Source organism: Amycolatopsis sp. DG1A-15b (assembly GCF_030285645.1).
GTDB lineage: Bacteria > Actinomycetota > Actinomycetes > Mycobacteriales > Pseudonocardiaceae > Amycolatopsis.
On sequence record NZ_CP127296.1, the window covers coordinates 8,967,400 to 8,982,581 of the forward strand.

A 15,182-nucleotide genomic window follows, 5' to 3' on the forward strand; every position below is an offset into this window, starting at 1 on the left:
CCTTCGTCCGTCTCCGAACACCGCCCGGACTCAGGACTTACTCGTCTAGACGAAGAACAGCTCCGTGACGAGGATGCCGACCAGTACCGCGGCGAGGATCGCGGCCACGGTGACCAGCGTCTTCTTCGACACCGGCAGGTTCCAGGCCTCGGCCTGCTGCGCCGCGGCCGCGGGCGGCGGCGCGTACTGCGTTGCCTGAGGAGCCGGCGGGACCGGCGGGATCTGCTGGGTCGCGCCCTGCGGGTAGCCGGGCGGCGGCGTCATCGGGTACTGCGGCTGGAACTGCGGCCCCGACGGCGGCACCGGCGGTCCCTGGGGCGGCCTCGGCGGGCCGCCCTGCGCGGTCGGCCAGCCGACGGGCATGGTCGGCATCGCCGGCGCGGTCGGCGGGATGAACGCCGTTTCGCGGCCTTCGGTGATCGCCTTCAGCGAGTGGACGGTGTCCGCCATCGTCGGCCGGGAGGTCGGGTCCGCGCGCAGCATCTTGCGCAGCGCCTCGGTCAGGACGCCCGAGTTCTGCGGCGGCCGCTCGGACGACTGGCCGTCGTCCCCGAACGGCGGCACGCCCTCCACGGACGTGTAGAGCGTCGCGCCGAGGGAGAAGACGTCCGCCGCCGGCGTGCCCGGCAGCCCGCGGGCGACCTCGGGTGCCACGTATGCCGGGCTGGGCCCGCCGCCGCTGATGCCGATGTCGGTGAGCTTGACGCCGCCGTCGTCGGCCAGCAGCACGGTGCCCGGCTCGAGGGTGCGGTGCACGAACCCGGCTCCGTGGATGGCCGCCAGCGCGTTCCCGAGCTGGATGCCCAGCAGCGCCGCCTGGTCGGGGGTGAGCCGGCCGTGCTCGGCGAGGAACGTCGCCATGCTGCGCGACGGGATGTACTCCATCACCAGCCAGACGTCCTGGCCGTCCGGCAGCACGTCGAACACCTTGATCGCGCACGGGTGCTCGATCCGGGCCGCGTCCTTGCCTTCCTGCATGGCGGCGGCGCGCGCCTGCTCGGCGCGCTCTCCCGCGCCGACCGGCAGGTACATCCGCTTCATCGCGACGGTGCGGAACAGCCGCGTGTCGAACGCCAGCCACACGATGCCCGCGCGGCCGCGGCCGATCGGCTGGTCCAGCCGGAACCGGCCGCCGACGATGGTGCCTTCAGAACTCAAGTCGGTCCTCGATCATCCGTTGGCCGGCGGCTGCGAGCTCGATTGGGCTGGGGAGCTGGAAGCAGAGGACGACGCCGGCGGCGACTCGGACTCCGTCGTCTTCGGCGGCGTCGTCGTCTTCGGTGTCGTGGTCACCGGCGTTTCGGTCGCTCGCGACGTCGTCGCGCGCTTCGTCGACGAGGTCGTCTCCGACGCCGGAGGGGGCACCTCCACCGGGGTGAACGAGTCCTCCGTCGTCGACGGTTCCGACGACGACGACGTGGCAGCGGGCGACGGCTTGCTGCTGGACACCGGCGCGGCCGGCGCCTCCGGGTTGTTCGGGCTCAGCAGCCAGACGACGAGCGCGACCAGGCCCACGACCACGATGCCGCCGATGATCGCCGGGCGCTTCCACGCGCCGGGCTTGTCCTCGTCCTCGTCGACCGGGCTCAGCTGGGGCCGTGACCGGGCCGGGGGCGGCTCGGGATCGTCGTCGTAATCGTCGTAGTCGTCCTCGTACCCGCCCTGCTCGTGCGGCGGCACCGGCACGGCGCGGGTCGCGGCCAGGCCGGGCGGCACGCCCCCGGCCGCGTGGTGGTCGTCCTCGGGGTAGTGGCCGTACCCGTCGTAGTCGTCCTCCGGGTAGCCGGTGCCCTCCGGGTAGTCGTCCTCGTCGTAGAACGGCACCGCCTGCGTCGGGGCCCCTCCGCCGCCGCCGACCAGCGTGCCCGAGTGACCGGCGGGGATCTCGTCGAACATCTGCGTCGCGTTCGGGTCGGCGACCGCCGCCGCGCCGAGGACGCCGGCGGACGGCGCCATCATGGTCTCGTCCGCGGGGCCTCCGAGCGGCGTCTCGCCACGGGCGACGGCGGCGAGCAGCTCCTCGCACTCCTCGGCGGTCGGCCGGTGCTCGATTTCCGGGTGCAGCAGCACGGCCAGCACGCTGGCCAGCGGCCCGGACTGGCGCGGCGGGTTGATCTGCCCGGCCGCGACCGCGTGCAGCAGGCTCAGCGTGTTCTCGGACAGCCCGAACGGGGGCTGGCCCTCGCAGGCCGCGTACAGCGTCGAACCGAGGGAGAAGACGTCGGACTCCGGCCCCGGCTCGCCGCCGATGGCGACCTCGGGGGCCAGGTAGGCGGGGGTGCCGGCGATCATCCCGGTCTTGGTGACCGTGACGTCGTCCTTGGCCCGCGAAATCCCGAAGTCGGTGATCTTCACGGTGCCGTTGCCGCCGAGGAGGATGTTGCCCGGCTTGATGTCGCGGTGCACGATGCCGACCGCGTGCGCCTCGCGCAGCGCCGCGGCGACCTGGGCGCCGATGCGCGCCACCTCGGTCGGCGGCAGCGTGCGGCGTTCCTGGAGCACGGCGGCCAGGCTGGTGGAGTTGAGGTACTCCATGATCAGGCACGGCTGGCCGTTGTCGTCGGTGACGACGTCGAAGACGGAGATCGCGTTGGGGTGGTGCAGCCGGGCCGCGATCCGGCCCTCGCGCATCGTCCGCTGGCGGGCGTCCTCGGCGTCGTGCTCGTCCAGGTGCGGCTGGAGCAGGAGCTGCTTGATGGCCACGGTGCGGCCCAAGACCTCGTCGTGCGCCTGCCAGACGGCCCCCATCGCGCCCGTGCCGACCCGCCCGACGATGCGGTATCGATCGGCGACCAGACGACCCTCGTCGCTCACGCGACCTCCCTTTGGGCTCCCGCTACACCAGGGCGTGCGGATCGGTGCCTGGTGGCGCGGCCACGAGCACGCCGCTTCGCTGGAGCGTATGCACATGTCGTGGGCTCTGAGCCGGCTTTTCCGAGACCGGCCCGTGACAAGGCTAGGCGCTCACTCTGCGCACACGAAATCGGCACGGGCACTTGAACCAGGGGTGAAGGAGTGATCGCGGTGGGCTACATGTACTGGGCCGAGACGAGCTCGGCTTCGGTGATCAGCCCACCGCTGTCGGCGACCCGGAACAGCTGGGTGACGCGCACCAGGGCGCCGTCCGGCCGGTGCAGCGTCGCGACCGCGAGGATCGAGCCGTCCGGCTTGATCTGCGTGTCGGCCTCCTGGACGTCGATGGCGTCCATCGAGCTCCAGGTGCGGACCAGCTCGCCGGCCGTCCCCTCGACCAGCGCCGGGCTCAGCAGCGCCAGCGCGCCGGCGGAGTCACGGGCGATCTTGGCGTAGAAGTCCTTGACGGCCTGGATCTTGCGGCTCGCGCTGCGGGCGTCGGCGGCCTTGTCCGGGACCGGGGCGGCGGCGACCGGCGTCGGCTGGGTCCGCGGGGTGCCGTTCGCCGGCTGGGTGGCCGGCGTGCCTTCGACGTGCGTGCCCGGCGTGGCCTGGCTGCGCTGCTCCGGCGCGCCGCCGCCGGCCTGGTGCTGCGGGACGGCGAGGCCGCCGAGCTCGGCGGCGCCGGTGAACCCGGCGGGCGTGGACTGGCCGCCGGGGGAGGCGGCGCGGTGGGAGCTGGTCAGCATCGGCGCGGCGACCACGGCACCGGCGACGAGCGCGCCCGCGGCGACGAGCCCGGTCAGCTTCGCGCGGCGCGCGAACCGGCTTTCCGGCTCGCCGCCGTCTTCGCTCTGCACCGGCTCGCGGGCCGGCTCGGTCCGCGACGGCAGGAACCGCTGCGGGTCGCGGAAGACCTGCTCGAGGTGGTCCCGGTCGGCGTCGGCGACGCCGACCAGGATCTCGGCCGGGATGACGTCCTCGACGCGGACGGCGTGAGGTGACTCACGCCGTGTGCGCTGCCGATCAAGCACGAAAGTCCTCGCTCTGGGTTCCGGGGACGGTCACTCGGCCGGTCGGCCGGGCGCCCGTTGGTCCGGTCGGCCGACTCGTGGCCGGTTTCCGGATTCGCTGTCGTCAGGTAACCCTGTGCGGACGGCGACCACCAGGCTCTGTCGCCGGAATGCCGTCGCGATACGACGAGCGGCAGCTTATGTCACCCACCCGGACCAGGCATAACCGCTCGGCGCACCGCACGTGCATCAGAACGGGCGAACCGCACGTGCGAGACCGGCTACTGACCGTCAGCCGTGATCTTGTCGCCGTCGCCGAAGGTCAGTGTGCGCTCCTCGACGGTCTTGGTCCCGTCGGTGTGGGTGACCTCGACGGTGTTGACCGTGACGCCGCGCTGCTGGTCGATGCTGACCTTCTTGACTTCGAAGTAGGCGATGCCGGCGTACCGGTCGGCGAGCGCCTGTGGCCCCTGGTCGTGCAGGTGGCCGGTGGTCACCGACGACGCCGCGGACGGGTCGGTGGTGACGGTGTTGAAGAACTTCTCCGAGTTGTCCCCCATGGTCTGGGCGTCCGGCGGGAAGGAGTACCACCACGGCGGCTTGACCGGGTTTTCGCGCTGGGCGGGCGTGACCGGCGGCTTCCGCGGGGCCGCGCTCGGATCGGCGGTGCCGGGCTTCGCCTTGCCGGGGGTGGTGGTGGCGCGGGCGGGCGGGGGAGCCACGCCGTCGACCGGCCCGGCACCGCCGCCGCTGTGGGTCTTCCCGGCGGTGTTTCCCGGCCGCGACGCGGATTCCGGCCCCGGCGCGGAGCCGCCCTGCGTCGGCGGCCGGTGCTCGCCGGTGGGGTCGGCGATCGTCGGCACGCCCTGGTAGCCGGGCCAGGAGCCCTGCACGGCCTGGTCCATCGGCGGCTTCCCGACCAGGAAGGAGCCGGCGCAGAGGAGGCCGACGACCACGGCACCGGACGCACCGGTGGCGAACCAGGCCGCCTTCCGCCAGGTCTTCGGAGGCGTCACCGAGGCGGGAACGGACCCGATCGTGAAGCCCCCCAGGCCGTCGAGGGGAGGGGCGGAGTAGATGCGGACGTCGTCATCGTCGAAGTCCGCACTCCGCGGCGTGGGCGCGACCAGCGAGACGCGGGTCCGCCGGGCGGCCAGGTCGGCACGGCTTTCGGCGACCGGCGCCTCGTCCGGGCCGGGCTCGAGGTCGTCGTCTTCGAAGGCGTCGAGCGGAAGACTGCCGTGCGAGGCCGGGAAGAGCGGCGGCGCGGGCCGCCGGTCCCGCGGCTGCGGCAGCGACGGCTGCGGAAGCGGCAGGCACCCGGACACCGCCGGATCGGCCGGCGTGGGTCCGGTGGTCCCGCCCGCGAAAGGGCGGTTGCCGGCCTCCGGCGATCCGGCCGGCGGGTGGCGCCGCAGGGGATGGGAGCCGCCTTCGAATGGCTCGGTGGGCGCGTGGTGCGGCCAGGAGCGGGCGCCGCCCAGCGGTTCGGCGTCTCCGCGGTACCGCACGGGGTAGGAGCCCTCCGGTTGCTCGGCGGCTCCGCGGTGCCACAGGGGATGCGAGCCACCTTCCGCCGGCTCGGCCGCCTCGCGATACCGCGGGGAATACGAACCACTCTCCGGCGCCTCACCAGACCCGTGGTGCCGCAACGGAAGTGAGCCCGGCTCCGGTGCGTTCCCGGCCGCGCGGTGGCGCACCGGGCGGTGCTGGGGCAGCGGTGGCGTCCAGCTCTCCGCGCTGCCGCGCCGGTGCCGCCCCGGATGCGCGGCCGCCGCGGCGTGCCCGTGGAACTCCGTGCCTTGGCTCATGTGGGCTCGACCACCCGGCGGCGCGGTCCTGACGCCATCCGGCGGCGAGACGACCCGATCGGAGCATCCTCACGCGCGGAATCCCGTTCGAAATCCCGTTCGGAATACTGCGCAAATGCACGCGCACGCGACTGGAGGCGCGCGGGGCCAGTGCCCCCGCGCGTCTCGCGGGCATTGCCCGACCCAGACGCAAGGGTCCTCACGCCGCCAACCCTAGGAGCATCCGGCGGAGAAAGTCGCCCCCAAACCTGCAAGTTGCAGAGGTTTCACTCGGTCGGGCGCGACCGAACGGGCGATGGTGACGCTACGAAGTTTCACCCAGCGCCATCGACCCTGATCAGGAGTTTCAGCCTCCCGTGCGGTAACGGTCCCGCGTGGATTGCAGCGCCTTCGTCGCCACCACGCCGCTACCCGCGGCGACGATGATCGCGAAGATGTCCAGCGTCGGTCCGCCGGCCGTGAGCAACCAGGCGAACAGCGAAGCCGCGGTGGTACCGCCGGCAACGGCCCACCTGCTCTTGACGTACTGCGCGACCGGAGCGCCCCCGGCCCGCTTACCCGCCGCGTTGTTGAGCAGCGCCAGATACCCCACATGGCCCAGCGCGGCCAGCACGCTCGCGAGCGCGACGATGATGGCAATGAGATTCACGAGCCAGTCCATGGCCCCAGTCTGCCTGCCCCGGGGCCCCCGGTGCCTCGGGGAAGTCCCCGAATTCGGGTAACCGTTACCGGCCGAGCCGCCCGCGGCCCAGGTTCAGCAGCGCCATCGCCAGCTGCCGGCCGTCCGGGCCGAGCTCGCGGTAGCGCGCGAGCACGTCCATCTCGCGGTTGTAGACGATGCGCGTGCCGCCGGCGGCCATCCGCGCGGCCCCGATCGTCTTGGACACCTCGACCCGGCGTTTCACCAGCCGCAGGATCTCCTTGTCCAGCCAGTCGATCTCCTCGCGGAGCGACGCGATGTCGTCGCCCGCGGGAGTGTGCTCGGCGGGCTGGCCGTCGGCGTTCGTCGCGTGTGCGTTCATCGGGACCTCTTCCTCGAAGCCCGGACCCGGCCCCAGGGACGGCGACAGCCCCGGGTCCGTGGACTCCGGGGCTGGCGTGATGGCGGTTCGGGCACTACGCGATCACGGGAGCCGGAGTCCGGATCCCGTAGAAAAATCGCTCTGCGTGGTGCCGCATGTGCTCAGTATGGCACAGCGGCACGGGGCCGCTCCCGGACCGAGCGCACCCGGGCGTGGACCAAGAGGCTCACCCCGAGCCAGAACAGCGGGAACGCCGGCCAGAAGAACCCGGCGCCCAGCACCGCCCACCGGACGACCACCAGCACGGCGATCGCGACCACGACGGCGAGGTGGACGCGCAGCGCGGGATGGCGCCGCAGCGCCTCCCGGGTCAGCGGGAAGCCGGGCGACGGCGGCGCGGGCCGCGGCAGGTCGGTGGTGAGCGCGGCGAGTTCGTCGGTGAACCGCGCGGAGTAGACGCGGCTGAGGCGCTCTTCGACCTCGTCGAGGGTGAGCCGGCCTTCGGCACCGGCGGTCTGGACGGTGGTGGCGACGCGTTCACGATCGGCGTCGGCGGCCCGGATGCGGGCGGAGCTGGTGTCTTCCATGTCCACCGATGCTCCGCGCGTGGAGCCCGCGGCGCGTCGGGTGGCAAGCGACATCCGGCGCTACGCCCACCGCCGTAGCCGCTCTCGCTGACCGCCCCGCCACCGGAGCGGCTCGCGTCGGCACGCTGTGCCGCACTCCCACCCACCCGGGGTAGCGTGGACGCACGATGGACACCCTCTTCGATCTCCCCGCCGCGACCCCTGTGCGCAAGCCCGCCGCCGGCGGGCAGGCCGAGCTGCTCGACGACCTCAACCCCGCCCAGCGCGAAGCCGTCACCCACGCCGGTGGCCCGCTGCTGGTGGTGGCGGGCGCGGGATCGGGCAAGACCCGGGTGCTGACCCGCCGGATCGCCTACCTGCTCGGGCAGCGCCGCGTGCACCCGGGCGAAATCATGGCGATCACGTTCACCAACAAGGCCGCCGCCGAAATGCGCGAGCGCGTCGCCGCGCTCGTCGGGCGCCGCGCGAACGCGATGTGGGTGTCGACGTTCCACTCCATGTGCGTGCGGATCCTGCGCCGTGAAGCCAAGGTCCTGGACATGTCGTCGAGTTTCTCCATCTACGACTCCGACGACACCAAGCGGCTGATCACCCTGGTGGCGCGGGACCTCGACATCGACCCGAAGCGCTACGCCGCCCGCACGCTCGCCGTGCACATCTCGAACCTGAAGAACGAGCTCACCGACCCGGAGACGGCGGCGGCGAACGCGGGCAACGACCTCGAGCGCCGCGTCGCCGAGGTCTACGGCGAGTACCAGCGGCGGCTGAACCAGGCCAACGCCTTCGACTTCGACGACCTCATCATGCGCACGGTCTCGCTGCTGCAGGCGTTCCCGGACGTCGCCGAGTACTACCGGCGGCGCTTCCGCCACGTGCTGGTCGACGAGTACCAGGACACGAACCACGCGCAGTACACCCTGGTCCGCGAGCTGGCCGGGACCGCGCCGAACGAAGCGGGTGTCGAGCCGGCCGAGCTGGTCGTCGTCGGTGACGCGGACCAGTCGATCTACGCCTTCCGTGGCGCGACGATCCGCAACATCGAGGAGTTCGAGCGGGACTTCCCGAACGCGCGCACCATCCTGCTGGAGCAGAACTACCGCTCCACGCAGACGATCCTGAACGCGGCCAACGCCGTGATCGAGCGGAACCCGAACCGGCGGGCCAAGCGGCTGTGGACGGATTCGGGCGACGGCGAGAAGATCGTCGGCTACGTCGCGGACAACGACCACGACGAAGCCGCGTTCGTCGCGGGCGAAATCGACGCGCTGGCGGAGAAGGGCGAAGCCGACTACTCCGACGTCGCCGTCTTCTACCGCACCAACAACCAGTCCCGCGTCTTCGAAGAGATCTTCATCCGGCTCGGCCTGCCGTACAAGGTCGTCGGCGGCGTGCGGTTCTACGAACGCCGCGAGGTCCGCGACATGATCGCGTACCTGCGGGTGCTGGCGAACCCCGAGGACACGGTCAGCCTGCGCCGCGTGCTGAACGTCCCCAAGCGCGGCATCGGCGACCGCGCGGAGGCCGTCGTGGCGACGCACGCCGAGCGCGAGCGGATCTCGTTCGCGGCCGCGCTGCGGGACGCCGTCGAGGGCAAGGTGCCGTTGCTGAACCCGCGCTCGGTCAAGGCGATCGGCGGGTTCGTGGCGCTGCTCGACGAGCTCGGGACGCTGATTGCGGACGGCGCCGAGGTGCACGACGTCCTGGAAGCGGTGCTCGACAAGACCGGTTACCGCGTCGAGCTCGAGGAGTCGGAAGACCCGCAGGACCACACGCGCGTGGAAAACCTCGACGAGCTCGTCACGGTGGCGCGCGAATTCGCCGAGATCACCGCCGCGGTCGTCGCGGACGAGAACGCCGAACTGGTCGTGGACGAGGGCGTCCCGGCGCCGGGCTCGCTGCCGGCGTTCCTCGAGCGCGTGTCGCTGGTCGCGGACGCCGACTCGGTGCCTTCACCCGACGGCGGCGACGAAGGCGACGGCGGTGCGGGTGTGGTCACGCTGATGACCGTGCACACCGCGAAGGGCCTGGAGTACCCGGTGGTGTTCTGCACCGGCTGGGAGGACGGCGTCTTCCCGCACATGCGGGCGCTGGGCGACCCGACGGAGCTGGCCGAGGAGCGACGGCTGGCGTACGTCGCGATCACGCGCGCCCGGAAGCGGTTGTACGTCTCGCGCGCGATCACGCGCTCGGCGTGGGGCCAGCCGTCGATGAACCCGGCTTCGCGGTTCCTCGACGAGCTGCCGCCGGACCTGGTCGACTGGCGGCGGCTGGAGCCGTCCAGCGGCGGCTTCGGCTCGTTCGGTTCCGGTTCGCGCGGCACCCCGCGGGCGGCGACCACCTGGGGCGGCCGTCGGTCTTCTTCGCCGTCTTCGTCGGGCACGCCGTCGTTCGGCAAGGGCTGGAAGGACACGGTGGCGCTGAAGCTGGACGTCGGCGACCGCGTCAGCCACGACAAGTACGGCCTCGGCACGGTGATCTCCTGCGACGGGGTCGGCCCGCGCGCGACGGCCACGATCGACTTCGGTCAGGCGGGCAAGGTCCGCCTGATGCTCATCGGCAGCGTCCCGATGGTGAAGCTCTAGCCAAAGCGCCACTCGTCCGAGTGAATCCGGCGGCGATCTCTGAGATCGCCGCCGGAATCGTCGTACCCACCCGGTAGAACTGACCCCGCAATCGAACAAAGGTTCGATGGAGGGGGTAATGTGGTGTGGACGCGGTGCTGTTTGGGCTGTTGGCCGAGGGGGTACAAAAATACCTGCGAGGAGTCCTGGGGTCGACGGTTCCGGATCGGGGTCGGGAGCCTTCGGGGGCTTCGGGAATTCCTTCGCGTGCGGGAGCGGAGGCGTGCCGGCTGGCCGCCGCCTGGCGAGCGCTGCTCAGGCAGCACGAGCTCGGCGCGGACGGGCGTTGTGTCACCTGCGGCCGGGGACGCCGCTGGACGACCAGGGCCCGGAGTGCCGCGCGTGTCCGCTCCGCGGGGGGCGCAAGGGGAGTTGTGCCCTGGGGCTGGCTGCCGGTCCGGCAGCCAGCGGAGCTGTGCACGGTGTGGCAGGTCGCGGTGGCGTACTTCATCCGCCGTTTGCCGGGCGGACAGCGGTAGGCGGTTGCGGGCGCTGAGTCGGCTGTGGGCGGCTTGGATCGGATCTGCCGTGACTTCGGACGCCGGCGAGGATTCGCCGCGGTCTGGGGCGGTTCCGCTGTCGGGTGCGATCGGCCTGGAGGTCGACGCGGGCGAGCCGTGTCCGGAAAACTCCCGCGCGATCGGCTCCGGAGGAGCGATGACCGTGCCGGAGCCGCTCGATGACGTCCGGCGGCCTTCGCCGGGGAGCGGAGACGTACCCGATAGGAGTGTTTGCGTTTGGCCCGCAGTGGCCAACCTTGATCTTGTGACCGGTTTCAGCGTACGAGTGGCTCGGCGGAGCGCGTGTGGTCAGCGCTCTTCGTCGGCTGCCGTTGCCCGCGGTGTCCCGGCCGGAGCGGATGAGCGCTCTACGGCCGGGTTTCCGCTGTCGTACGCGCTGGTGGTGCCGGCTCCCGTGCCGGGAGCGAACGGATCAGAGAACGATGCCGCGCGCGGCCAGCCAGGGCCGGGGGTCGATCTTCTTGGTGCCGTTCTGCCAGACCTCGAAGTGCAGGTGCGGGCCGGTGCTCTGGCCGCGGTTGCCGATCTCGGCGATCTGCTGGCCGCACTTGACCTTCTGGCCCGCCTCGACGGAGTACTTGTTCATGTGGCCGTAGACCTGGATCGTGCCGTCGTCGAGCTGGACCCGCACCCAGAGGCCGAAGCCGCTGGCCGGGCCGGCCTCGATCACGGTGCCGTCGGAGGCGGCGTAGATCGGGGTGCCGATGGCGTTGGCGATGTCAATACCGAGGTGGCTCGTGCCCCAGCGGGCACCGAAGCCGGAGGTGAAGGTGCCGTGCGCGGGCAGGCAGGTCTTGGGGCGAGAGGCTTCTTCGGCGGCCTTCTTGGCGGCGTCGGCTTCGCGCTGCTCACGGGCCTGCGTGACGGAGGCGCTGTCGGCGAGCTTGGCGGCCTCGGCGGAGGCGTCGACGGTGTGGCCGGTCGGCAGGAGCTCGGGGGCACCCCCGGAGCCCGCACCTCCCGCGGTCAGGGAAGCGCTGGCGTCCTGGCTGTTGGCCAGCGGCGTGACGGCGGTGTCGGTGTCGGTGACTGTCTTGAGGGTCGAGCCCGCAGCAGCGGCGGCGAACGCACCAGCCGCAACAGCGGCAACCACGACACGGCCGCGAAGGGCCGAAGAGGGCGGGGCGATGCGGTGCGCACCCCGGACACGAACGACCGCACCTTCCAGTGCGTCCTTCAATGCCGGGGAAGGAGCTTGGCCGCCGGGGGAGCGGTGTGAAGCCAAGACAGGGCCTTCCATCGTCGGGGAGTCGGGTCGAGGACTGTGGGCGGGGGAACCCGATGAGCCAACCTCGGGGGTGGTTTGCTCGCGTCCTACTTCGTGACCTGACTGTAATGGGGACCCCGGGACAGTAACGAAGGGGTACCGCTGTCGGCAAGACGTGCCCCCGCTGTCGGCCGATCGGGTGGAACCGCCACCCCGCTCACCTGTGGAAATCACCCAAAGTTAGAGGGGGTTTACGGCGTTCGGTGTGACTTGCCTTACAGGCTTGACGGGTGCTGAAGGCCCACCAAATGGCCCAACGGGGCCTCCGGAGCGTCCGAAGAGCCTCCGAAGGCCGGAATAACGAATTGCGGAGGAGGGTTGAAGCGCGTCCGACGACTCGCGCCCCGCCACGGCTCCCGGGCGGCCCGAACTTGCTAGCGTCGCGGGCAATATGCCCCCACGCGCAGAGCCCCCCACCGGAAGCACCCCCGGCCCCCGCCAAGAACCCGAGGCACGAGGCCCGGACAACGCGCCCCCGAGCCCGCCCCCGCCCCGGCCGGGGTCTGCGCAGGCCCCACCCTCCACGGACCGGAGCGCACCGGGTCCCCACGAGCCCACGCGTCCGGTGCCTGCCGCGGGAGGCATGCCGGATGCGCCCGCGGGCGCTCCCTCGGCGGCCGGTTCCGCCGCCGGCGACCGGTCCGGTGAGCGGGCGCGGCAGGCGCCTGCCGTAGGAGGCGCGGCGGGCGATTCCGCCGGCGCCAACCGGTCCGGTGAGCGGGCGCGGACGGTGCCTGTCGCGGGCGGCACGGCGGGCGCGGCACCTGCGGGCGATTCCGCCGACGCCGACCGGTCCGGCGAGCCAACACGGCCCGTGCCCGCCGCGGGAGGCGCGGCGGGTGCTGCCTCGGCGCGCGATTCCGCTGGCGTCGACCGGTCTGGCGAGCCGACGCGGCCGGTGCCTGCCGCGGGAGGCGCGGCGGGTGCTGCCCCGGCGGGCGATTCCGCAGGTGCCGACCGGACCGGCGAGCGGGCGCGGCCGGTGCCTGCCGGGGGAGATGTGCCCGGGGCTGCTGCTTCGGCGCGCGATTCCGCAGTCGCCAACCGGTCTGGCGAGCCCACGCGTCCGGTGCCTGCCGCGGGAGGCGCAGCGAGTGCTGCCCCGGCGGGCGATTCCGCTGGCATCGACCGCTCCGGCGAGCCAACGCGGCCCGTGCCTGCCGCGGGCGGTGTGCCGGGTGCGCCCAGGGCCGCTGCCTCGGCGGCCGATTCCACCGGCGCCGACCGGTCCGGCGAGCCCACCCGGCCCGTCCCCGCCGCCGGTAGCGTTTCCGGCGCGCCGCAAGGTCCCGCAAGCAGTTCCCCCCAGCCCGCATCAGCCGGCCGAACTGCCCAAACGCGCAGCAACCCCTCGCAACCAAGCCGCACCCCCGGCAAGCCGCACACCTCCGTCGCCTCGCCGGGCGACGAGAGCGGGCCCTGGGCCGACGACACCGAAACCCGCTCCTCCAGCGCCCTGAAAACCGCCCTGGCCCTGGCCGCTCTCGGCGCCGTCGCCCTCACCGCCGCCTCGGTCGTGCCCGTTTCGCCCGCCGCCGGGCCCGGGTTCACCAGTTGGCCGTGGCTCGCCCTCCTCGCTCTCGCGCCCGCCGTTGCCGCCATCTGGTTCGCCGCCGTCGGGAAACCTGGCCTGGGCGGGGGCCTCGTTCTCGGGCTGGCCGCCCTCGCTCCCGGGCGGCTGGTCCTCGACCTGCAGTTCGCCGTCAACGGCCCGCTCACCATCCGGCCCGAGCTCTACCTGCCCGACCGGTTCCTCGGCAGCTCCGCCGTCGGCGGCGGGTTCTGGCTGCTCGTCGCCGGGCACGTCCTGACCGCGGCCGCCGGGGTCGTCGCGTGGCGGGCCCTGCGGAACCACGACGAGCCGGAACGCCGGCGGTGGCGGCTGCTCGTCCCGCTGCTCGCCGTCGTCGCCGGGGCCGGGCTGCTCACCGCTCCGGTCCACTCCGGCAACGGCTTCCTGCTCGCCCGCGCCGCCTTCGAAGGTCCCTGGCCCGCGCTCGGCGGCTACCTCCTGGTCGCCGCCGCCCTGCCGCTCGCCGCCGTGCTCGCCCTCGCCGCTCCGGCCGAGCACGTCGCCCGGGGGGCTCTCGCCGGGCTGGCCGCCGCGGCCGTCGGGGTGGCCGCGCCGCCCGTTCTCGCCGGGCTCTTCCGGGCTGACCTGGACGTCACCTGGGGACCGGCGCTCGCACTCGTCGCGGCGGCCGTCGTCGGCGGCCTCGCGGGCACGCGGCTGACCGAGCGCACCGAAAAGTCCGAAGCCGACCTCGCCGGCAGCGCGAAGCTCCCCGGGCTCTTCTGGTGGCGGCTCACCACCGGCCTGCTCGGTCTCGCCACCGCGATCGCCGCGCTCATCGGCGCCTTCGCGCCGCAGGTCGCCGTCACCGCGCTGAACCCGGGCGCCACCACGCCGGTCAGCGCCGCCGCCGACAGTCCCGCGCGCTGGTTCCTCCTCGCCGCCGCGCTCGTGCTCGCCGTCCCCGCCGCCGGGGTGCTCCTCCCGAAGACCGCCGCCGTCGCGCGGCCCGTGCTCGGGGTGGCCTGGGCCGGGATCGTCCTGGCCGGCACGGCCGTCCTCAACACCGCGCTGACCGCCACCCAGGCCGGCAACCTCGCCGGCTTCGGGGGCGCGGCCGCCCCCGTCTTCAGCTACGACCTCGGGGCCGGTGCCGCCTGGACGTTCGCCGCGCTCGTGCTCGCCGCCCTGGCCGCGCTCGCCGCCGCCGGCACCGGTGTCGTCGAACGCGAAGACGCCGGGGACGGCGCCGAGCCGGACCACCGGACACTCACGCCCGTCGCGGCGGGGGCGATCCTGGCCGTCGCCGCGTTCGGGCTGCCCGTCTTCGCCGTTCCCGGCTACGTCGCCGCGGGCCTCTGGTCCCACCTCGACACGCCGTCGTGGGGCCTGCTGACCGCCGCCGTGGTCGTCGTCGGCGCGGCCGCGCTCGCGACGCGGTCCCGGCCGAAGCCGGCGGCCGCCCTGCTCGCCGGCGCCGCCCTGCTGACCGCGCTGCACGCCGCGGAGCTGCCGCTCGTCGGCGGCTCGCTCGGCGGGGCGAGCCCGGCCGCCGGGTTCTGGGTCGCGCTCGCCGCCACGGCCGCGTTGCTCGCCGCCGCCGGCCTCTCGGCCGCCGGGGGACGCCGTGCGCCGTGAGCGTCTGCGGGTGCTGCTCGTGGAGTTCGAGAAACCCGATCCGGCGGCCGTCGCGCTGGGCCGTGTCCTGCGCGACGACGGCGTGGAGGTCGTCCACGCCGGGCCCGTGGGCACCGTCGAACAGATCCTCCGCACCGCCGAACAAGAGGACCCCGACGCGGTCGGCGTGCTCGGCGCCGCCCCGCCCGAAGACCTCGAGGACGCGCTCGGGGGTGTTCCCGTCTTCACGGCCGAGACCGCCTCGGAGGTGGTGAAACAGCTCGCCGGTGGGCGGTCTCACACCGGTGAAGCACCGTCTGACCGCGTACGGTGACCGACTTCACCAGGTGCGGAGTC

The 15,182-nt window shown here is 73.2% G+C and carries 11 protein-coding genes; 3 read left to right on the plus strand and 8 right to left on the minus strand.

The window, feature by feature from the left end; translation table 11 throughout:
• Window positions 1-45: 45 nt before the first annotated feature.
• The 7 genes from QRY02_RS41625 to QRY02_RS41655 all read right to left on the minus strand — a co-directional run bounded on the left by QRY02_RS41625 (window position 46) and on the right by QRY02_RS41655 (window position 7,286).
• The gene (locus tag QRY02_RS41625; protein ID WP_285988178.1) at window positions 46-1,158 is read right to left on the minus strand and encodes a serine/threonine-protein kinase; all 1,113 of its coding nucleotides are present in this window, start codon (window positions 1,156-1,158) and stop codon (window positions 46-48) included.
• A gap of 12 nt (window positions 1,159-1,170) precedes the next feature.
• A complete protein-coding gene (locus QRY02_RS41630; protein ID WP_285988179.1) occupies window positions 1,171-2,814 on the minus strand; it encodes a serine/threonine-protein kinase in 1,644 nt (547 codons plus the stop codon).
• A 215-nt stretch (window positions 2,815-3,029) separates the two neighbouring features.
• Window positions 3,030-3,887, minus strand: a complete 858-nt coding sequence (locus QRY02_RS41635) for a hypothetical protein (protein WP_285988180.1) — start codon at window positions 3,885-3,887, stop codon at window positions 3,030-3,032.
• 260 nt (window positions 3,888-4,147) lie between these two features.
• A complete protein-coding gene (locus QRY02_RS41640; RefSeq protein ID WP_285988181.1) occupies window positions 4,148-5,677 on the minus strand; it encodes a hypothetical protein in 1,530 nt (509 codons plus the stop codon).
• 346 nt (window positions 5,678-6,023) lie between these two features.
• Window positions 6,024-6,338 (minus strand): hypothetical protein, encoded by a 315-nt coding sequence (locus tag QRY02_RS41645; RefSeq protein WP_285988182.1) that lies wholly within the window; start codon window positions 6,336-6,338, stop codon window positions 6,024-6,026.
• A 64-nt stretch (window positions 6,339-6,402) separates the two neighbouring features.
• Entirely contained in the window at window positions 6,403-6,699 is a 297-nt protein-coding gene (locus QRY02_RS41650; protein ID WP_013222709.1) for a chorismate mutase, read from the minus strand.
• A 161-nt stretch (window positions 6,700-6,860) separates the two neighbouring features.
• Window positions 6,861-7,286: a DUF1707 SHOCT-like domain-containing protein gene (locus tag QRY02_RS41655; protein WP_285988183.1), complete on the minus strand. Its 426-nt coding sequence runs from the start codon at window positions 7,284-7,286 to the stop codon at window positions 6,861-6,863.
• A gap of 167 nt (window positions 7,287-7,453) precedes the next feature.
• Here QRY02_RS41655 and pcrA point away from each other — a divergent pair, with 167 nt between their 5' ends.
• Entirely contained in the window at window positions 7,454-9,868 is a 2,415-nt protein-coding gene (gene pcrA / locus QRY02_RS41660; protein WP_285988184.1) for a DNA helicase PcrA, read from the plus strand.
• A 972-nt stretch (window positions 9,869-10,840) separates the two neighbouring features.
• Here the strand turns inward: pcrA and QRY02_RS41665 are convergent.
• The gene (locus QRY02_RS41665) at window positions 10,841-11,521 is read right to left on the minus strand and encodes a M23 family metallopeptidase (RefSeq protein WP_285988185.1); all 681 of its coding nucleotides are present in this window, start codon (window positions 11,519-11,521) and stop codon (window positions 10,841-10,843) included.
• 1,690 nt (window positions 11,522-13,211) lie between these two features.
• Here QRY02_RS41665 and QRY02_RS41670 point away from each other — a divergent pair.
• Window positions 13,212-14,846 carry a hypothetical protein gene (locus QRY02_RS41670; RefSeq protein ID WP_285988186.1) on the plus strand — a complete coding sequence of 545 codons (1,635 nt, stop codon included), beginning with the start codon at window positions 13,212-13,214 and terminating at the stop codon, window positions 14,844-14,846.
• Window positions 14,836-15,159 carry a cobalamin B12-binding domain-containing protein gene (locus QRY02_RS41675; RefSeq protein WP_285988187.1) on the plus strand — a complete coding sequence of 108 codons (324 nt, stop codon included), beginning with the start codon at window positions 14,836-14,838 and terminating at the stop codon, window positions 15,157-15,159. Before QRY02_RS41670 ends, QRY02_RS41675 begins: the two co-directional genes overlap by 11 nt.
• The last annotated feature ends 23 nt before the right edge of the window (window positions 15,160-15,182 follow it).